This is a genomic window from Klebsiella sp. GN_Kp190 (assembly GCF_040061795.1).
Taxonomy (GTDB): Bacteria; Pseudomonadota; Gammaproteobacteria; order Enterobacterales; family Enterobacteriaceae; genus Klebsiella; species Klebsiella michiganensis.
Genome location: NZ_JBEAFN010000015.1, coordinates 79,905 through 99,582, shown reverse-complemented (window position 1 = coordinate 99,582; position 19,678 = coordinate 79,905). Strand labels below are relative to the sequence as shown.

General features: G+C 57.2%; 15 protein-coding genes. 9 read left to right on the top strand and 6 right to left on the bottom strand.

From position 1 onward, the window contains the following. Positions 1–107: 107 nt before the first annotated feature. The 5 genes from ABLU67_RS12305 to queF all read right to left on the bottom strand — a co-directional run bounded on the left by ABLU67_RS12305 (position 108) and on the right by queF (position 6,774). Positions 108–1,049, bottom strand: coding sequence for an aliphatic sulfonate ABC transporter substrate-binding protein (locus ABLU67_RS12305; RefSeq protein ID WP_014226608.1), 942 nt, complete (start codon positions 1,047–1,049; stop codon positions 108–110). Between the two features lie 148 nt (positions 1,050–1,197). Continuing rightward, positions 1,198–2,565 carry an L-serine ammonia-lyase gene (locus ABLU67_RS12300; RefSeq protein WP_032751051.1) on the bottom strand — a complete coding sequence of 456 codons (1,368 nt, stop codon included), beginning with the start codon at positions 2,563–2,565 and terminating at the stop codon, positions 1,198–1,200. A 50-nt stretch (positions 2,566–2,615) separates the two neighbouring features. Then, positions 2,616–3,905 carry an HAAAP family serine/threonine permease gene (locus ABLU67_RS12295; protein WP_004124376.1) on the bottom strand — a complete coding sequence of 430 codons (1,290 nt, stop codon included), beginning with the start codon at positions 3,903–3,905 and terminating at the stop codon, positions 2,616–2,618. Between the two features lie 544 nt (positions 3,906–4,449). Further along, on the bottom strand, positions 4,450–5,817 hold the full coding sequence (gene ppnN, locus ABLU67_RS12290; protein ID WP_004853652.1) for a nucleotide 5'-monophosphate nucleosidase PpnN: 1,368 nt from the start codon (positions 5,815–5,817) through the stop codon (positions 4,450–4,452). 111 nt (positions 5,818–5,928) lie between these two features. Next, entirely contained in the window at positions 5,929–6,774 is an 846-nt protein-coding gene (gene queF, locus ABLU67_RS12285; protein ID WP_004853651.1) for an NADPH-dependent 7-cyano-7-deazaguanine reductase QueF, read from the bottom strand. A 69-nt stretch (positions 6,775–6,843) separates the two neighbouring features. On the opposite strand from queF, the gene syd reads away from it, so the two are divergent. The 8 genes from syd (at position 6,844) to ABLU67_RS12245 (ending at position 15,355) form a co-directional block, all read left to right on the top strand. Further along, positions 6,844–7,401: a SecY-interacting protein gene (syd, locus tag ABLU67_RS12280; protein ID WP_014226606.1), complete on the top strand. Its 558-nt coding sequence runs from the start codon at positions 6,844–6,846 to the stop codon at positions 7,399–7,401. A gap of 633 nt (positions 7,402–8,034) precedes the next feature. Continuing rightward, positions 8,035–8,364: a YqcC family protein gene (locus tag ABLU67_RS12275; protein ID WP_014226604.1), complete on the top strand. Its 330-nt coding sequence runs from the start codon at positions 8,035–8,037 to the stop codon at positions 8,362–8,364. Then, the gene (gene truC / locus ABLU67_RS12270) at positions 8,364–9,158 is read left to right on the top strand and encodes a tRNA pseudouridine(65) synthase TruC (protein ID WP_014226603.1); all 795 of its coding nucleotides are present in this window, start codon (positions 8,364–8,366) and stop codon (positions 9,156–9,158) included. The genes ABLU67_RS12275 and truC overlap by 1 nt, the downstream gene beginning before the upstream one ends. Before the next feature lie 2 nt (positions 9,159–9,160). Then, positions 9,161–9,604, top strand: a complete 444-nt coding sequence (locus ABLU67_RS12265; RefSeq protein WP_014226602.1) for a flavodoxin — start codon at positions 9,161–9,163, stop codon at positions 9,602–9,604. Positions 9,605–10,088: 484 nt separating this feature from the next. Further along, a complete protein-coding gene (gudP, locus tag ABLU67_RS12260; RefSeq protein ID WP_004124361.1) occupies positions 10,089–11,447 on the top strand; it encodes a galactarate/glucarate/glycerate transporter GudP in 1,359 nt (452 codons plus the stop codon). After that, positions 11,444–12,784, top strand: coding sequence for an enolase C-terminal domain-like protein (locus tag ABLU67_RS12255; RefSeq protein WP_064358547.1), 1,341 nt, complete (start codon positions 11,444–11,446; stop codon positions 12,782–12,784). Before gudP ends, ABLU67_RS12255 begins: the two co-directional genes overlap by 4 nt. A gap of 19 nt (positions 12,785–12,803) precedes the next feature. After that, positions 12,804–14,144 (top strand): glucarate dehydratase, encoded by a 1,341-nt coding sequence (gene gudD, locus ABLU67_RS12250; RefSeq protein ID WP_014226600.1) that lies wholly within the window; start codon positions 12,804–12,806, stop codon positions 14,142–14,144. A 71-nt stretch (positions 14,145–14,215) separates the two neighbouring features. Then, a complete protein-coding gene (locus tag ABLU67_RS12245) occupies positions 14,216–15,355 on the top strand; it encodes a glycerate kinase (protein ID WP_014226599.1) in 1,140 nt (379 codons plus the stop codon). A gap of 49 nt (positions 15,356–15,404) precedes the next feature. On the opposite strand, the gene barA is transcribed toward ABLU67_RS12245, so the two are convergent. Next, positions 15,405–18,158: a two-component sensor histidine kinase BarA gene (gene barA / locus ABLU67_RS12240; RefSeq protein WP_049103723.1), complete on the bottom strand. Its 2,754-nt coding sequence runs from the start codon at positions 18,156–18,158 to the stop codon at positions 15,405–15,407. A 122-nt stretch (positions 18,159–18,280) separates the two neighbouring features. Here barA and rlmD point away from each other — a divergent pair, with 122 nt between their 5' ends. Then, entirely contained in the window at positions 18,281–19,624 is a 1,344-nt protein-coding gene (gene rlmD, locus ABLU67_RS12235) for a 23S rRNA (uracil(1939)-C(5))-methyltransferase RlmD (protein ID WP_348852312.1), read from the top strand. Positions 19,625–19,678: the final 54 nt, after the last annotated feature.

Genomic DNA, 19,678 nt, shown 5'->3' with positions numbered 1-19,678 from the left:
GGGCGGGAGGTTTTTCCCGGAGGCGGCGCTCGGGCTACGGATCCACCGCCGTCTGCGGGCCGGTAGCCCGGGTAAGGCGCTTGCGCCGCGACCCGGGAAGGGAAGACTTACTGCTTATCCAGCGACCAGGTCGCGCTGCGAACATCGACTTTCACCGGCAGCAGGCCGATACGGGTGAAGGTATCCGCCAGCGCCTGCTGTTCGTTATAGACCGCAGGCGTCATACGCTCGGCACCATAAGGCAGACGCGCCAGCGTCTTCAGCCAGATAGCCTTATCCAGCCCGGTTGAGGTGGAGAGGATCCCGGCGGCATCGTCCTGATGACTGTTGGCCCATTCGCTCAGTTTACCCAGCTCATCCACCACCTGCTTTGCGGTATCCGGATAGGTGTCGGCAAATTTGCGGCTGGCCAGGTAGAAGGTGTAGTGCGGCACCAGCCCTTCGGCATTGCCAATCTGTCGCGCTTTGGCGTTCGTTTCCACTTCGGCGAGGAACGGATCCCAGATAACCCAGGCGTCAATAGCGCCGCGCTGGAAGGCGGCGCGGGCGTCAGCAGGCGGCAGATAGACCGGCGTGATATCTTTATAGCTCAGCCCGGCTTTCTCCAGCGCGGTCACCAGCAGGTAGTTTACGTCGGAGCCTTTATTGAGCCCCACGCGCTTGCCCTTAAGATCGGCCACGCTCTTAATTGCCGAGTTTTCCGCCACCACGATGGCCTCGGTTTTTGGGTTCGCCGGGGAGTGGGCTAAATAGACCAGATCCGCCTGCGCCGCCTGGGCAAAGGCCGGCGGCGCATCGCCGGTGGCGGCGAGGTCGATGCTGCCGACGTTCAGCCCTTCCAGCATCTGCGGCCCGGCGGGAAATTCAATCCAGCGGACGGCGATACCCTGCTTTTTGAAGCTTTCATCGAGGGTGCCGCGATATTTAAGCAGCGCGAAGATATTAGCTTTCTGATAACCGATATTCACGGTCTCCGGCGCTTTCGCCAGCGCGGAAGCGGATAAGCCTGCAAGCAGTAGCAGCAGCGCCGGGCGGGATAATCTGAGCATGATTTGTTCTCCTTGAGCGGTTTTTCCGTAAGGTAACAAATCGTCTTTATAACTAATAAATAACTAAATTATCATTTATATAACATAAATGAAGGAGGAGGGCAGGGAAAGGAAGCCCGGCATGCCGCAGCATACCGGGAGGGGGGCGTTAATCGCAGGCGACAATCTTCATGGCCAGGCCGCCGCGCGAGGTTTCACGATATTTGGCGTTCATATCTTTGCCCGTTTCGTACATGGTCTCGATGACTTTATCGAGGCACACCCGCGGCTCGCTGGTGCGGCGCAGGGCCATACGCGCGGCGTTGACCGCCTTGACCGCTGCGATAGCGTTACGCTCGATGCACGGCACCTGCACCTGGCCGGCAACCGGATCGCAGGTGAGACCGAGGTTGTGCTCCATACCAATTTCCGCCGCGATGCATACCTGACCCGGACTGCCGCCAAGCAGTTCAGCCAGACCGGCCGCCGCCATTGAACAGGCTACGCCGACTTCACCCTGGCAGCCCACTTCGGCGCCGGAAATCGAGGCGTTCATCTTATAGAGCGAGCCAATGGCGCTGGTGACCAGCATATAGCGCGCCAGCGAGTTGGCGTTCACTTTGCGGATGAACTTGTCGTAGTAGGCCAGCACCGCAGGTACGATACCGCAGGCGCCGTTGGTCGGCGCGGTCACGACGCGTCCGCCGGCGGCGTTCTCTTCGTTAACCGCCAGGGCGAACATGTTAATCCAGTCAACGACCGCCATCGGGTCGCTGTTGGTGTTGTCCTGGCTTACCAGCATCCGGCGCAGCGCGGCGGCGCGACGCGGCACCCGCAGCTTGCCCGGCAGAACCCCCTCGGTGGTGATGCCGCGCTCAATTCCGCTGCTCATCACTTCCCAGACCGCGGCAAAATGCTGCTCCAGCGCTTCTTTACTGTGCAGCGCCAGCTCGTTTTGCATCATCAGCCCGGAGAGCGATAGCCCGCTTTCGCGGCAGTGGCGCTGCAGATCGGCGGCGTTTTTATACGGATAAGGTACGGCGACCGGCGCCTCGCGGGTCACGCCGAAATGGTCTTCATCGACGATAAACCCGCCGCCGATGGAGTAATACGTCTGGCTGTAGAGAACCTTCTCGCCGCCGAGGGCGGTAATACGCATGCCGTTTTCATGCCGCGACAGGTTGTCGGCGTGGAAATTCATGCACTGATCGACCGGGAACGCCACTTCCTGCTGGCCGTTTGCCAGCATCAGGCGGCCATGGGTGTTGACGTCCTGGATAAAGCCGGGAATCGCGTCGATGTCGACGGTATCCGGCAGGTTGCCCGCCAGGCCCATAATAATCGCGATATCGGTATGGTGGCCTTTTCCCGTCAGGGAAAGGGAGCCGTAGACATCGACGACGACTTTGGTTACCTCGGAAAGCAGCCCGCGCTCAATAAGATCGTCCGTGAATTGTTTGCCCGCTTTCATCGGTCCAACGGTGTGGGAGCTGGAAGGGCCAATGCCGATTTTAAAAATATCGAATACGCTGATCATGATGCATCCAGTGCTGTCGGGAGCGCCGCCGTCAGGCGGCGCGGGGGATATTAACTAAACAGAGAGTAGAAAATCGCGGAGATAGCAATCAGGCCCATAATCACCACGAAAACGTTGCTGACGTGGCCGCTGTATTTACGCATCGCCGGGACTTTCTGAATCGCGTACATCGGCATCAGGAACAGAATCATCGCGATAATCGGGCCGCCCAGGGTTTCGATCATCCCGAGGATGCTGGGGTTCAGCGTCGCCACAATCCAGGTGGTGACCAGCATGAACAGAGCGGTGATTTTGTTCAGTTTATTGATTTCGATGGACTTGCCTTTACCGCGCAGGGATTTAATCACCATGCCGTTAAAGCCTTCGCGAGCGCCCAGGTAGTGGCCAAGGAAGGATTTAGTGATGGCGATCATCGCAATGATCGGCGCCATCCAGGCGATGATCGGCGCGTTAAAGTGGTTCGCCAGGTAAGACAGAATCGAGATGTTCTGATCTTTCGCCGCCGCCAGATCCGCCGGGGAGAGGCTCAGTACGCAGCTGAAGACGAAGAACATGACGGTCAGCACCATCATGATGTGCGCGCGGGCCAGAATGCTGGAACATTTTTTCTCTGCGCCCTGGCCGTACTCTTCGCGTTTCGCGACGGCGAAGGAGGAGATGATCGGCGAGTGGTTAAAAGAAAACACCATCACCGGAATCGCCAGCCACAGGGTCATCCACAGGCCGTTGCCGGTCGCGGTCGCGCTGCTCAGGGAGAGGGTTTCCAGCGCCGCGCCGTTCCACTGCGGAATCAGATAAAAGGCCAGAATCATCAGCGCGACCACGAACGGGAACACCAGCACGCTCATCGCTTTCACAATCATCTGCTCGCCGAAGCGCACGATGGTCATCATGCCGACAATCAGAATCAGGGAAAGAATGGCGCGAGGCGGCGGCGTTATGTGCAGCTGGTGCAGCATAAAGCTTTCCACGGTGTTGGTGATCGCCACGCTGTAGACCAGCAGAATCGGGTAGATGGCGAAGAAGTAGAGCAGGGTAATCAGCTTACCTGCGCCAACGCCGAAATGCTCTTCGACCACTTCAGTGATGTCTTCGCCCGGATTCTTACCGGACAGCACGAAACGGGTCATCCCGCGGTGGGCGAAGAAGGTCATCGGGAAGGCCAGAATCGCCATGATGATCAGCGGGATCATACCGCCGACGCCGGCGTTGATCGGTAGAAACAGGACGCCCGCGCCGATAGCCGTGCCGTACAGGCCCAGCATCCACATGGTGTCCGTCTTACGCCAACCGCTACGGGTAGCATCCGAAACGATGGTGCTGGTTTGAGTGGTTTCCATCTGTATCTCCTGGAGGAAGCAACAAAATCTATTGAATAAAAAAGACCAAATAATATGAAATTCGTTTGTTTACGGTTTTTTAGGCATTTTCTCCGTAACAATTGGTGCGGGAAGATACATTTATATGGTGAATGCATCAGTGATCGCGATCTCAAATGCAATAATCCACTTTAAATGTAAGCAATTTTAGTCCAACAGCCTGTTTCTGGTGATCAGCCAGAGATTTGTGGCGCGGAGGCTATCATTTTCAGCATATGAGAGAATAGTGGCGCGACGTAATAACGAGGTTTTTACTGTAAAAATGCGAAGTTCTCGACGTTTTTACGTTAAAAGGCGTTTTTCCTGGTGATATTTATTGCAGTTTTTGGAAACGCAAACGATTGGCTTTTGTAAAGGCGATGCTAAAAATTCATAAAAGGAATGATTTATCTGGAAAGCATACGGGCGAATGCAGAAGCGAAAAAGCGGAGAAAGAGTGCCGCCCGGGCGGGGAGAAATAGCCCGGGGGCGTAAGCCGCCGCCCGGGAGAAGAGCAGAAGAGAACTCAGGAACAGATTTCGTAGCAGGGGATGTAAGCGGTGCCGCCCGGCAGCTTCATACGATGCTGCGCCACAAAGCCCTGCAGCAGATCGTCCATGCGGCGCATCATTGCCGGGTCGCCGTGAATCTTATACGGGCCGAATTTCTCGATAGCCTGGATACCCACCTCTTTAACGTTACCGGCGACGATACCGGAGAAGGCGCGGCGGAGATCCGCTGCCAGCACTTCCACCGGCTGGTCCGGATAGAGCTTAAGGTTGGCCATATTCTCATGGGTCGGATCGAACGGCATCTGCAGGTCCGGCGCAATGCGCATCGACCAGTTGAAGCTGTAGGCGTCGCCGGTCTCGCGGCGATTCTCTTTCACCATCGGCATCGCTTTTTTCATCTGCCGGGCCACTTCCGCGGCGTCGTCAACGATAATGCGATAGTGACGACGGGCGGCTTCACCCAGCGTATGGACGATAAACTCATCCAGCACGCGGAAATAATCGGCGCTCTCTTTTGGCCCGGTGAGAATCAGCGGCAGAACCTGCGACTTGTTCGACGGGTGCATCAAAATGCCCAGCAGATAGAGCAGCTCTTCCGCCGTGCCCACGCCGCCCGGGAAGATGATGATGCCGTGGGCGATGCGCACGAACGCCTCCAGGCGTTTTTCGATATCCGGCATGATGATCAGTTCGTTCACCAGCGGGTTCGGCGGCTCGGCGGCGATAATCGACGGCTCGGTCATACCGATAAAGCGGCTGTCTCTGTAACGCTGCTGCGCGTGGCCGACCGCGGCGCCTTTCATCGGCGCTTCCATCGCGCCCGGTCCACAGCCGGTACAGATATTCAGTTCGCGCAGGCCCAGCTGGGTGCCGACGCGGCGGGCGTACAGATATTCGTTTTCGTTAATCGAGTGGCCGCCCCAGCAGACAATCATGTTTGGCGCTTCGCCGACGTGCAGGGCGCGGGCGTTACGCAAAATGGAGAATACCAGGTTGGTGATATGCACCGAGCTTTCAAGATCGAGATTCGGGAAGCGAACGGTGTTGTGGATCTGGCCGTAGACGAACAGGATATCGCGCAGTACGGCAAACAGGTTGGCCTGCAGGGAACGGATAATACGCCCGTCAACGAAAGCGTCTTCCGGCGGGTTGATCAGTTCCAGCTTCACGCCGCGTTCGCGACGCAGCACGTTAATATCGAAGTTTTCAAAACGAGACAGAAGCTCCTTGCTGTTATCGGTCAGGCTCCCCGAGTTGAGCACAGCAAGCGAGCAGTTGCGAAAGAGTTGATACAGGTCACTGCTGGCGGTGCGTTTAAGCATATCCACTTCCAGCTGCGACAGCATATCCATTGAACCAAGCGGGCTAACATGTGTAATCAAGTGAACTCCTTACAGGACGATTATCGTCTTCCTGTGATTACAATAGCCCTGCTGATGGCGTTTTCACAACCTTGCGCGCGGGTTAACGCGCGCAAATTGTGAAAATGTTTACTATTGACGGGCGAGGCGACCGGTGGCCGGCACAAAATCGGTATTGCTGCGCCACGGGTTGATATCAAGACCGCCTCGTCGCGTGTAGCGCGCATAAACGGAAAGGGCTTCCGGCTGGCAGAAACGCTGAATGTCATTGAAGATGCGCTCTACGCACTGCTCGTGGAACTCGTTGTGGTGGCGGAATGACACCAGATAGCGCAACAGCTTTTCGCGATCGATTTTCGCCCCGCGATACTGGATTTGCACCGACCCCCAGTCTGGCTGGTGGGTAATCAGGCAGTTGGACTTCAGCAGATGGCTGACCAGGGTCTCTTCGACCACTTTGCCGGCCGCGGCGTCCTGCAGGTAATCGGCGCTGAACTGGTAATTATCGATTTCAATATCCTGATCGTCGATGCAGGTACCGTGCAGATGAGCGACCGGCTGGCCTTCGAGCTCATCGAGGCGATACAGCGCTACCTTCACTTCTCCTTGCGCACAGGCGCTGAGATCGCGCGCCAGCGTCGCCTCGACCGCCTGCCAGTCGGCAAAGCGCGTCTGGTTGAAGCTGTTGAGATAGAGCTTAAAGCTTTTTGATTCCACCAGGTTTACGGTGGTATCGCTGAGCTCCACGTGGCCCACGGCGACCTGCGGCAGGCCTTTGGCGTTCAGCCAGGAGAGCTCATACAGCGTCCAGATATCGGCACCGTGAAACGGCAGGTTATCGGCGTGCAGATCCAGCGGGTCGCGGTTCAGGCTGCGCGGGACGCCCTGAAGCAGGCTTGCGTCGTAGGTATCGCGGTAATCGGTTGATTTTCCGAGCGTCAGGCCAGCCAGCGCCTGATGATTATCGTAAGAAGACATGTTTCACCATAGTTAAAGCGGTTACACTATATGCCAAGTGTATCCTGTCTAACGTGAAGAGAGAAACCGGTGGACCAGCAAACCGCAGAAGCGCTACAAGCATTTACCCAACGTTATTGTGAGGCGTGGCAGCAGCAGCGCTCCAGCCTGCCGCGCAGCGAAGAGCTTTACGGTATCCCGTCGCCGTGCGTCAACGGCACGGATGATGACGGCGTTTTCTGGCAGCCGCAGCCGTTTTCATTAGCACAAAATATTGACGCGGTTGAACGGGCGCTGGAGATTGTGGTACAACAACCGCTTCATGCTTATTATACCACTCAGTTTGCCGGCGATATGCAGGCGCGTTTTGCCGATGAAACTGCCGATGAAACCATGACGCTGCTGCAAACCTGGAGCCCGGATGATTTCCAGCGGGTGCAGGAGAATCTGATTGGTCATCTGCTGGTGCAAAAGCGTTTGAAGCTGTCGCCCACGCTGTTTATCGCCACGCTGGACAGCGAACTGGAGGTCATTTCGGTCTGTAATATGAGCGGTGAAGTGATCAAAGAGACCCTCGGCACCCGAAAACGGACGACCCTTTCTCCCTCGCTTGCGAGTTTCCTTAATTCCCTTAAGCCAGTTCTGTAATCCACAGTACCCAAACTTTTGTGAGAGATCTCTTACAAGACCTGTAAGAGATCGTCATCATTTAAGCCGATCCTTCAGGGGGCGTATTTTAAGAAATATAATATTTTTCAAGTGATTAATGATTTTCTCATTAAGGATACTGACGATTAATCTTAAGATATTGTCTTAACAAGGGTTGTAAGACAGGGCGGAATCAGGGATTCTATACACATCGACAGGGAGTTGATAAACGAAGTGAACATCAGGATGATGACGCTTCTGCAGGACCCGCCGGGATGGCGTTGCAAGGACAGGCTTCAGGATGAAGCACAGGATAACGCAGGATTGCGTAAAAGGACACCTCCAGGAAGGAGAACGAGAGCCGAGCGGGACGTTCGGTGGATCAGGAAGATCAGGACAGACTTAAGGATGAGTTATTTCGCATCGGGGTGGTGTGAAAGCAGGATGCAACTGTTTATGGATGAACATGGTCAGGAGACCTCAGGAAAAGTTTTCAAGGACGAGCAGGGAGCACCAATGTAGCTGGATTGCTGCAAAACGAACCGGGAGCACTGTTTTATACAGTGCTCCCTTTTTTTATTTCTCGTCTGAATTTGCTATTCTGCGCCGGTTTTTAACTCACCGAGGTTTCCCATGACTCTTGACCATCGCGTGCGCGAGCGCCTGCTCGCCATTGAAGCGCTGCTGCGCGAAACGGAACACTGGCAGGATAGTGCCCCCGATAGCCGCGCGTTTGCCAGCGAACAGCCGTTTTGCCTCGACACCATGGAGCCGCTTGAATGGCTGCAGTGGGTATTGATTCCGCGTATGCACCAGCTTCTGGAAAGCGGAACGCCGCTGCCGCAGAACTTCGCCGTTGCGCCCTATTATGAGATGGCTCTGGATAATGCTCACCCCGTGCGCGAGCGGGTGCTGGCCGAACTGGTCCTGCTGGATGCGCTGTTTGCCGGCGGCGAAGCCTGATGCTGGAGATTTTATATCAGGACCAGTGGCTGGTCGCGGTGAACAAGCCATCGGGCTGGCTGGTGCACCGCAGCTGGCTGGATCGTGATGAAAAAGTGGTGGTGATGCAGACCGTGCGCGACCAGATAGGCCAGCACGTGTTCACCGCCCATCGCCTCGACAGGCCGACGTCCGGCGTGCTACTGATGGGGCTGTCGAGCGAAGCGGGAAGATTGCTGTCGCAGCAGTTCGAGCAGCATCAAATGCAGAAACGCTATCATGCGATCGCTCGCGGCTGGCTGAACGACGAAGCGGTGCTTGATTACCCGCTGGTTGAGGAACTGGATAAAATCGCCGATAAGTTTGCCCGCGAAAATAAAGACCCGCAGCCGGCGGTGACGCATTATCGCGGCCTGGCGACGGTAGAGATGCCGGTGGCGACCGGCCGTTACCCCACGACCCGCTATAGCCTGGTGGAGCTGGAACCGAAAACCGGACGTAAACACCAGCTACGTCGCCATCTTGCCCATCTTCGCCATCCGATTATCGGCGATAGCAAACACGGCGATTTGCGGCAGAATCGCAGCGCGGCGGCGCACTTTGGCTGCGATCGGCTGATGCTGCACGCCAGCCAGCTCTCGTTAACGCATCCCTTTACCGGCGAACCGTTGGTTATTCGCGCCGGTCTTGACGACGTCTGGATGCGCGCGCTGTCGCAGTTTGGCTGGCGCGGCCTTCTCCCGCTAAATGAAAGGGTTGAGTTTGCCGACGACTGCGGTCAGGATGAAGAGATACAGGTCAATTCAGGGAGATAGTCATGGCAGAAGTCGGAATTTTTGTCGGCACGATGTATGGAAATTCGCTCCTGGTCGCCGAAGAGGCGCAGGCTATTTTGAGCGGGCTGGGGCATCAGGCGAAAGTCTTTGAGGATCCCGAGGTCAAAGACTGGGAGTCGTATAGCGGTAGATATGTGCTGGTGGTGACATCGACCACCGGACAGGGTGATTTACCGGACAGTATCGTGCCCTTGTACGAAGGCATCAAAGATATGTATCAGCCGCATTTACGCTATGGGATTATCGCCCTGGGCGATAGCACCTACGCTAACTTCTGCGGCGGCGGCCTAAAGTTTGATGCGTTATTGCAGGAACAGGGCGGCACGCGCGTTGGCGAGATGCTGATGATTGACGCCAGCGAAGATCCGGAACCCGAAAGCGTCTCTAACCCGTGGGTAACGCAGTGGGCGTCGCTGCTCGATTAAAAAGTTTCGCCCTCTCCCTACACTAGAGGGCGCTCCTTTTTTACTGATGTTCAATGCCAGAGCCAGATTAACGGTCAAAAAGATCGTACCAATTCTCCACGTAGCTGGCTTCGGGCATTTGCCTTAAAACCTGTGTAATGCCAGGGCCTTTACCGGGCTATTTCACGGGGTCAAGAGAGTTGATTCACACTCCTGCCTTTTGCACCGCCGTTTCCGCCTCTGAACGCGCGCGGTTTTTCATTTCCGTGAACCATCCCCCATCTCATTAGGCATACGCCATAAATCACATTTACTCAGCCGGTGAAAGCTGTGTATTTGCACGGTGAGCCCGCCAGCCCCTCTTTTTATACTTTCCCTGCCAGTTCCCAATGCAGTGCCAGATATAACGAAAACAATGAAAAACACTAACACGTCATTCTGAGTACCCTACAGGTTGTGCTGTTCAGAATGAACGTAGCTAACGCTATGATTCAGGAGTGCAACAATGAGTTCATTAAGTCAGGCGGCGAGCGGCGCTGAAAAGCGCACCAATGCTCGCTACTGGATAGTGGTGATGCTGTTTATCGTCACATCCTTCAACTACGGCGACCGCGCCACCTTATCCATTGCCGGATCGGAGATGGCCAAAGATATTGGTCTTGACGCCGTTGGCATGGGGTATGTTTTCTCCGCGTTTTCATGGGCCTATGTGATCGGCCAAATCCCGGGCGGTTGGCTGCTTGACCGTTTCGGTTCAAAACGCGTCTACTTCTGGTCCATTTTTATCTGGTCCATGTTTACCCTGCTGCAGGGCTTCGTCGATATCTTCAGCGGCTTCGGCATTATCGTCGCGCTGTTTACCCTGCGTTTCCTTGTCGGCCTGGCCGAAGCGCCATCTTTCCCCGGAAACAGCCGTATCGTCGCGGCGTGGTTCCCGGCGCAGGAGAGGGGCACCGCGGTGGCTATCTTTAACTCCGCGCAATACTTTGCCACCGTTATTTTTGCGCCAATCATGGGTTGGCTGACCCATGAGGTGGGCTGGTCGCACGTGTTCTTCTTTATGGGCGGACTCGGGATTATCATCAGCTTTGTCTGGCTGAAGGTCATTCATGAACCCAACCAGCATCCGGGCGTGAACCAAAAAGAGCTCGATTACATCGCCGCAGGCGGCGCGCTGATCAACATGGATCAGGCGGCGGCCAAAGCCAAGGTGCCGTTTAGCGTAAAATGGGGGCAAATTAAGCAGCTGCTGGGCTCCCGCATGATGATTGGCGTCTATATCGGACAGTACTGCATTAACGCTTTAACCTATTTCTTTATCACCTGGTTCCCGGTTTATCTGGTGCAGGCGCGCGGCATGTCCATTCTGAAAGCCGGTTTTGTCGCTTCGGTGCCGGCTATCTGCGGCTTCGCGGGCGGCGTGCTCGGCGGGATTATTTCCGACTGGCTGATGCGTCGTACCGGCTCGCTGAACATCGCGCGTAAAACGCCGATCGTGATGGGGATGCTGCTGTCGATGGTGATGGTGTTCTGTAACTACGTCAACGTGGAGTGGATGATTATCGGCTTTATGGCGCTGGCCTTCTTCGGTAAAGGCATCGGCGCGCTGGGCTGGGCGGTCATGGCGGATACGGCACCGAAAGAGATCAGCGGGCTGAGCGGCGGTCTGTTCAACATGTTCGGCAATATCTCCGGCATCGTGACGCCGATTGCGATTGGCTACATCGTTGGCACCACCGGTTCGTTTAACGGCGCGCTGATTTATGTGGGCGTCCATGCGCTGGTGGCGGTGCTGAGCTATCTGGTTCTGGTCGGCGATATTAAGCGTATTGAACTGAAACCTGTGGCAGGACAATCATCATGACAACGCAATCGAGCCCCGTTATCACCGACATGAAGGTTATCCCGGTAGCCGGGCAGGACAGTATGCTGCTCAATATCGGCGGTGCCCATAACGCGTACTTTACCCGTAATATCGTGGTGCTGACCGACAGCGCCGGCAATACCGGCGTCGGCGAAGCGCCCGGCGGCGAGGTGATTTATCAGACGCTGGTGGAGGCGATCCCGATGGTTTTGGGGCAGGAAATCGCCCGCCTGAATAAAGTGGTTCAGCAGGTGCATAAAGGCAACCAGGCCGCGGATTTTGACACCTTTGGTAAAGGCGCCTGGACGTTCGAACTGCGGGTGAACGCGGTGGCGGCGCTGGAGGCTGCGCTGCTGGATCTGTTGGGCAAGGCGCTCAACGTGCCGGTTTGCGAACTGCTGGGGCCGGGCAAGCAGCGCGATGCGGTGACCGTGCTGGGCTACCTGTTCTACGTGGGCGATCGTACGAAGACCGATCTGCCCTATCTGGAAAGCACGCCGGGCAGCCACGCGTGGTATCGCCTGCGTCATCAGGAAGCGCTGAACAGCGAGGCGGTGGTGCGGCTGGCGGAAGCCGCGCAGGATCGCTACGGCTTTAAAGATTTCAAACTCAAGGGCGGCGTGCTGCCCGGCGAACAGGAGATCGAAACCGCCCGCGCGCTGAAGAAGCGTTTCCCGGATGCGCGCATTACGGTCGACCCTAACGGCGCCTGGCTGCTGGATGAAGCCATCGCCCTGTGCAAAGGGCTGAACGATGTGCTGACCTACGCCGAAGACCCCTGCGGCGCCGAGCAGGGCTTTTCCGGCCGCGAAGTGATGGCGGAATTCCGCCGCGCCACCGGTTTGCCGGTGGCAACTAACATGATCGCCACCAACTGGCGCGAAATGGGCCATGCGGTGATGCTGAACGCCGTGGATATTCCGCTGGCCGATCCGCACTTCTGGACCCTGTCCGGCGCGGTGCGCGTGGCGCAGCTGTGCGATGACTGGGGCCTGACCTGGGGCTGTCATTCCAATAACCACTTTGATATTTCACTGGCCATGTTCACCCACGTCGGCGCGGCGGCGCCGGGTAACCCCACGGCCATCGATACCCACTGGATTTGGCAGGAGGGAGATTGCCGTCTGACCAAAAATCCGCTGGAGATTAAGCACGGAAAAATTGCTGTTCCGGACGCGCCAGGACTTGGCGTTGAGCTGGACTGGGAGCAGGTACAGAAAGCGCATGAGGCGTATAAAAAGCTGCCCGGCGGCGCGCGTAATGACTCAGGCCCAATGCAGTACCTGATCCCCGGATGGACTTTTGACCGTAAACGCCCCGTTTTCGGCCGTCACTGATTTGAATAAGGACTAAATTATGAGCGCACAATTTTCGACCCCCGTTGTTTCTTCTATGCAGGTCATTCCGGTCGCGGGCCACGACAGCATGCTGATGAACCTGAGCGGCGCGCACGCCCCGTTCTTCACGCGCAATATCGTGGTGATCAAAGATAATTCCGGCCATACCGGCGTCGGGGAAATCCCCGGCGGAGAGAAAATCCGCACCACCCTGGAGGACGCGATCCCGCTGGTGGTCGGTAAGACGCTGGGTGAATACAAAAACGTGCTGACCGCCGTGCGCAATACTTTCGCCGACCGCGACGCCGGTGGACGCGGTTTGCAGACCTTCGATCTGCGTACCACAATTCACGTAGTGACCGGGATCGAAGCGGCGATGCTTGACCTGCTGGGCCAGCATCTGGGCGTGAACGTGGCGTCTCTGCTGGGCGATGGCCAACAGCGCAGCGAAGTGGAAATGCTCGGCTACCTGTTCTTCGTCGGCAACCGTAAAGCCACGCCGCTGCCGTATCAGAGCCAGCCGGATGACAAATGCGACTGGTATCGCCTGCGTCATGATGAAGCGATGACCCCGGATGCGGTGGTGCGCCTGGCGGAAGCGGCGTATGAGAAATATGGCTTTAATGACTTTAAACTGAAAGGCGGCGTACTGGCCGGGGAAGAGGAAGCGGAGTCCATCGTTGCGCTGGCGAAGCGCTTCCCGCAGGCGCGCGTGACCCTCGATCCGAACGGCGCGTGGTCGCTGGATGAAGCGATCAAAATTGGCAAATACCTGAAAGGCTCTCTGGCCTATGCGGAAGATCCGTGCGGCGCAGAACAGGGCTTCTCCGGACGCGAAGTGATGGCGGAGTTCCGCCGCGCCACCGGCCTGCCGACGGCGACCAATATGATCGCGACCGACTGGCGTCAGATGGGCCACACGCTGTCGCTGCAGTCCGTCGATATTCCGCTGGCGGATCCGCACTTCTGGACCATGCAGGGTTCCGTCCGCGTGGCGCAGATGTGCCACGAGTTTGGCCTGACCTGGGGCTCGCACTCTAACAACCACTTTGATATCTCGCTGGCGATGTTTACCCACGTGGCAGCGGCAGCGCCGGGTAAAATTACCGCCATCGACACCCACTGGATCTGGCAGGAGGGTAACCAGCGTCTGACCAAAGAGCCCTTTGAAATTAAAGGCGGGATGGTACAGGTACCGGCGAAACCGGGTCTGGGCGTGGAGCTCGATATGGATCGGGTGATGAAAGCCCATGAGCTGTACCAGAAACACGGCCTGGGCGCGCGCGATGACGCGATGGGCATGCAGTATTTGATCCCGAACTGGACGTTTGATAACAAGCGTCCATGCATGGTGCGCTAAAGAAATACCGGTCCCTTCGGGGACCGGTTTCCTGCACGGCGTCGGGTAATCGTTCATTTTAAGGACAGCATATGAAGATAGTGATCGCACCGGATTCATACAAGGAGAGCCTGAGTGCGCTGGATGTCGCAACCGCGATAGAACAAGGTTTTCGGGAAATTTACGCCGATGCGGAGTACGTCAAGCTGCCGGTTGCCGACGGTGGCGAAGGAACCGTTGAAGCCATGGTTGCCGCGACCCAGGGATGCCGGATTGCGGTCACCGTCACCGGTCCGCTCGGTGAACCCGTGGAGGCCTTCTATGGCCTGTCGGGCGACAGGCAGTGCGCGTTTATTGAAATGGCGGCGGCAAGCGGCCTGGAGAGCGTACCGCCGGCGCGGCGAAATCCTTTGCTGACCACTTCATGGGGGACCGGCGAGCTGATTCGCCATGCGCTGGATGCCGGAGTGAGGCAAATTATTATCGGCATCGGCGGCAGCGCGACGAACGACGGCGGCGCCGGGATGGTACAGGCGCTGGGGGCGAAACTGCTGACCAAAGATAACCAGCAGATTGCCGCCGGCGGACGCGCGCTGGAGAGCCTCGCGCGCATCGACGTTAGCGAACTTGATAAACGCCTGGCCGGCTGTCGTATTGACGTCGCTTGCGATGTTACCAACCCGCTGACGGGACCACAGGGTGCGACGGCGGTATTTGGGCCGCAGAAAGGGGCGACGGCGGAGATGATCCCCTGCCTGGACAACGCGCTGGCCCATTTTGCCGATATTATCCATCGCGATTTAGAACTTGATGTGCTGCATCTTGAAGGCGGCGGCGCGGCGGGGGGAATGGGCGCGGGCCTGTACGCCTTTTGCGGCGCAAAGCTGCGGCCGGGCATTGAGATTGTGACCGATGCGCTCCATCTTGCCGATATCGTGGCGGATGCGGACCTGGTGATCACCGGCGAAGGGCGTATCGATAGCCAGACGGTTCACGGCAAAGTGCCGGTTGGCGTGGCGAGGGTGGCAAAACGCTACAACCTGCCGGTCATCGGCATTGCCGGGAGCCTGACGGCTGACGTCGGCGTCGTGCATCAGCACGGCCTGGATGCGGTATTCAGCGTGATTTATTCCGTTTGCACCCTGGAGCAAGCACTGGAAAATGCCGCCGAAAACGTGCGTATGACGGCGAGAAACGTCGCCGCCGTGCTGAAAATGGGCCGGCTATTATAGGTTTTTCCCCGGTCGCGAAGCGCAGACCGGGGCTCGCGTTTTACATCCTCTAAATCCCCAACAGCTTACAGGCTTCGCGCGCGACGTTGTCCATTTCATCCAGCAGCTCCAGAAACTCCGGCTCCATCTCCTCGGCGGCGGTGCCCGCGCGTAGCTGGCTCTCAAGGGTGTGACACAGTTTTTTCAGCCGCGGCACGCCGCTATAGCTACAGCTGCCGTGAAGCTTATGAATGAGATCCAGCACGCCTTCCGGCTGCTCTCCCACCAGCTGTTCTTCTACCTTATTACGCACCTCCGGCATAAAGGCGAGCAGCATCTGCAGCATTTCCCGCGCCAGATCCGGTTTCATCGCCGCCTGACGCAGCGCCAGCTGCCAGTCGAGGGTGATGTCATGGTTAACGGGCGGCTCAACAGGCTCCGCGGCGACCTGCGGCGGTAGCGTCTTTCCCGGCTGGTAGCGCAGCAGCAGGCTGTAGAGCTTATCCTCCTCAATGGGTTTCGCCAGATAGTCGTTCATCCCCGCGCTGAGTAATTTCTCTCGCTGCCCTTCCAGGGCGTGGGCGGTCACGGCGATCACCGGCGTTTGCTGTTGATGAGGGAGCTGGTGAATCAGTTCGCAGGCGCGGATCCCATCCATCTCCGGCATCTGAATATCCATCAGAATCAGATCCTGCTGCGTTTCTCTGGCCCGCTCGACGGCGTGCTGGCCGCTGTCGCAGAGGATAACGTGCTGGACCAAATCCTCCAGCAGGGCGCCGATAAGCTTGAGATTCGCCGGATTGTCATCAACGGCCATGACCGTCATCGGAAGCTTCTTACTATCGGAACGCGGCGGCAGAACCGTCGGCTGCGTCTGGCAGGAGGCCGTCAGCGCCGGCAGTAAGCGCGTTGAGGTCAGTGGCTTAAGCAAACAGGCGGCAATGCCGTCCTGGCGCAGCGTTTCGGCGCTGACCTGGGCGTGGCACGGCAGGGCCAGCACCAGATGATCGGCAAGCTTGCTGGCTCTTTCCAGCTTATCGCGATGCTGGCTCAGGTCGCGTATTGATACGGGAATGCCGGCCAGCAGGATATCGTAGTGAGCATCCGGTAGGGCGGTCATCGTCGGACTGTAAACCACCTCCAGCGGCGTTGTCGCCAGTAGCTCCATCGTACACTGCGCCGCCGCCGCGTTGGCCTCGATATAGGCCAGCTTTTTACCCGCCAGGCACTGGGTTGGCACGCTGTCGGGAACCGCGTTGGGGTTGAGGTCGAGGCTGATATGGAACCAGAACGTCGAGCCGCGATTAGGCTGGCTATGGAAGGAGATATCGCCGCCCATCTCTTTCACCAGCCGCTGGGTGATGACCAGCCCAAGTCCGGTTCCGCCGTGGCGACGGGAGATGCTGGCGTCGGCCTGGCGGAACGCCTGGAACAGACGCGACTGATCGCGTTCAGGAATTCCGATACCGGTATCGTGGATCTGGACTTCGATTTGTACCCTTGAGTTGCTGATGGCGCGCTGTTCCACCAGCACGTCGATATTGCCGTGTTCGGTAAACTTGATGGCGTTGCCCATCAGATTGGTAATAATTTGCTGCAGGCGCAGCGGGTCGCCAATGACGTTATCCGGCACATCGTTTTTGATATTCAGCGTCAGCTCCAGCCCCTTATCGTGCGCCGAGTGCGCCAGCAGCGTGACCACCTCGTCCAGCGAAGTGCGCAGCAGGAACGGAATACTCTCCAGAATAAGCTTCCCGGCTTCGAGCTTAGAGAAGTCCAGAACATCGTTAATGATGGCCAGCAGATTATTCGCGGAACGCTCAATGGTCGTCAGGTGATCGCGCTGGGTGGTGTTTAAGTCGGTCTTCAGCGTCAGGCGGGTAAAGCCAATGACGCCGTTGAGCGGTGTGCGCAGTTCATGGGACATGTTGGCGAGGAATTCGGATTTGATTCGCGCCGCTTCCTGCGCGCGTTTTTTCGCCAGATCCAGCTCGACGTTCTGGATTTCCATCTGTTCAAGCGTTTCCCGCAGATCCGATGTCGCCTGATCGACGTTATGCTGCATCTCTTCGTGGTAGGCCGCCAGCGACATGGCCATGGAGTTGATGCCGTTTTTCAGCATATCCAGCTCGCCGAGCATAAAGCCTTCGACGCGGCTATCAAGCTGGCCCCGGCGGATGCGGTCAACGGTGTTCACCATATTGCGGATCGGCCCGGTCACGTCGCGCATCAGACGCCAGCCGAAGATCAGCGCAATACCGATACAGAACAGCATCATCACGCTGGAGATAAAGATCTCTTTGTACTGCTGTAGCCGCACCGATTTGAGATCCATCTCAAGCGCCACGTAGCCCAGCATATTGTCCGGCATCTTGGCATCGCTTCCCGGTGATTCATCCGGTGAATAGCTTTCCGAGATAATAGGGGTACGCAAAATCATCAAATCGCCGTGGCGCACCACGCTCAGGCGGCGGGGAAAGGGTTCCCCTTTTGGCAGCTGAAGTTCGCCGGGATCGAGCTGAAAGTTAGAGGTGACAAACAGCCTGTTTTGCGAGTCGTAGATGGAAATGGCGCGCACAATATCGGAGTGGCGGCGGTGCAGCACGCTGATGAGCTGCCCGATTGACTCGCGATTTTGCAAATTCATGCCATATTCACTGGAGACCGCCAGCGGTTCGATAATACTGGCGCCGGCATCCTCCAGCTGGCGCTGTAGGTCGTTATAGCGGTGTGCGACGAAGAAAATACTGAGCAGCAGACCGATCAGGACGGTAGGCGCCAGAATAAGAATCATCATGCGGGCACGAAGGCTGTAGTTGGTCATGCGGTTCCATTATGGGAGAATATACACATCATCTTTCAGGAGGCTGGTGCGTTGTTACTCTGGCTCATCCTGACCGAACTCTTATCCAGAGTCAGTATATTTAATTGAGACAAATCTCTACGATGGCGCAATTCTACTCTGCAAAACGGCGTGTGACGACGCGCCAGATCATAACCGTTACAGTAAATGACCTTGACCCCTTCGGCCAGGGCGTTGCGCGTCATCAGGGTAAGGCGCTGTTTATCAGCGGTTTATTGCCACAGGAGCAGGCTGACGTTGTTGTGGTCGAAGATAAAAAACAGTACGCCCGCGCCCAGGTTAAACGCCGTCTTAGCGATAGCCCGCAGCGGCAGGCGCCGCGCTGCCCGCATTTTGGCATCTGCGGCGGGTGCCAGCAGCAGCACGCCAGCATTGAACTGCAGCAGCAGAGCAAACGCGCCGCGCTCGCGAGGCTGATGAAGCGCGAGGTTGATGACATTATAGCCGCTTCGCCGTGGGGCTATCGCCGCCGGGCGCGTCTGAGCTTGAATTATCAGCCAAAGTCCCAACAATTACAGATGGGCTTCCGCAAGGCTAACGCCAGCGAGATCGTCGATGTGGTGCAGTGCCCCGTTTTGGCGCCCACTCTTGGTGCGCTATTGCCCGCGGTACGTGAATGTCTTAGCGAATTGAAATCGGTGCGTCAGCTTGGCCACGTTGAGCTGGTGCAGGCGGATAACGGCCCGCTGATGGTATTGCGCCATACGGCGGCGCTTCCCGCGGCAGATAAAGAAAAGCTGGAACGTTTTTCGCAATCTCACGGTCTTTCCCTGTACCTCGCCCCGCAAAGCGAGATACTGGAACATATTCGCGGGGAAGCGCCCTGGTATACCTCGGACGGTCTACGCTTAGTGTTCAGTCCGCGCGATTTTATCCAGGTGAACGATGGCGTAAACCAGCTGATGGTGCGCACGGCGCTGGAATGGCTGGATATCCAGCCTCAGGATCGCGTGCTGGACCTCTTTTGCGGCATGGGCAACTTTACCCTGCCGCTGGCGAAGCGTGCGGCGCAGGTGGTTGGCGTTGAAGGGGTTCCCGCGCTGGTGGCGAAGGGCCAGGAGAACGCGGCGTTGAACGGGTTGCATAATGTGACTTTCTTCCATGAGAACCTGGAAGAGGACGTCACCCGCCAGGCGTGGGCGAAGCACGGTTTTGATAAGGTCTTGCTCGACCCGGCGCGCGCCGGCGCGGCGGGCGTTATGTTACATATTATAAAATTAGCGCCGCGTCGGGTGGTGTATGTTTCATGTAACCCGGCGACCCTGGCGCGCGATAGCGACGTTTTATTGCAGGCGGGATATACCATTCAACGCCTGGCGATGCTCGATATGTTCCCGCATACCGGACATCTGGAATCAATGGTGTTGTTTGAGCACAAGAATCATTCAAATCGCAGTGAAGCGGCATCCTCAGAAGCAGGTGACTGAGATAAAAGACGAACGCCAGCGTTGACGCGGTTTGAAGGATGAAGTGTAAAAGTT

Bases quoted from the DNA above. Each gene is read 5' to 3' on its own strand.
- barA (WP_049103723.1), bottom strand. From the start codon at position 18,158: ATGACCAACTACAGCCTTCGTGCCCGCATGATGATTCTTATTCTGGCG.
- ABLU67_RS12245 (WP_014226599.1), top strand. From the start codon at position 14,216: ATGAAGATAGTGATCGCACCGGATTCATACAAGGAGAGCCTGAGTGCG.
- ABLU67_RS12265 (WP_014226602.1), top strand. From the start codon at position 9,161: ATGGCAGAAGTCGGAATTTTTGTCGGCACGATGTATGGAAATTCGCTC.
- queF (WP_004853651.1), bottom strand. From the start codon at position 6,774: ATGTCTTCTTACGATAATCATCAGGCGCTGGCTGGCCTGACGCTCGGA.
- ABLU67_RS12255 (WP_064358547.1), top strand. From the start codon at position 11,444: ATGACAACGCAATCGAGCCCCGTTATCACCGACATGAAGGTTATCCCG.
- rlmD (WP_348852312.1), top strand. From the start codon at position 18,281: ATGGCGCAATTCTACTCTGCAAAACGGCGTGTGACGACGCGCCAGATC.
- ABLU67_RS12275 (WP_014226604.1), top strand. From the start codon at position 8,035: ATGACTCTTGACCATCGCGTGCGCGAGCGCCTGCTCGCCATTGAAGCG.
- ABLU67_RS12305 (WP_014226608.1), bottom strand. From the start codon at position 1,049: ATGCTCAGATTATCCCGCCCGGCGCTGCTGCTACTGCTTGCAGGCTTA.
- ABLU67_RS12300 (WP_032751051.1), bottom strand. From the start codon at position 2,565: ATGATCAGCGTATTCGATATTTTTAAAATCGGCATTGGCCCTTCCAGC.
- truC (WP_014226603.1), top strand. From the start codon at position 8,364: ATGCTGGAGATTTTATATCAGGACCAGTGGCTGGTCGCGGTGAACAAG.
- gudP (WP_004124361.1), top strand. From the start codon at position 10,089: ATGAGTTCATTAAGTCAGGCGGCGAGCGGCGCTGAAAAGCGCACCAAT.
- gudD (WP_014226600.1), top strand. From the start codon at position 12,804: ATGAGCGCACAATTTTCGACCCCCGTTGTTTCTTCTATGCAGGTCATT.
- ABLU67_RS12295 (WP_004124376.1), bottom strand. From the start codon at position 3,905: ATGGAAACCACTCAAACCAGCACCATCGTTTCGGATGCTACCCGTAGC.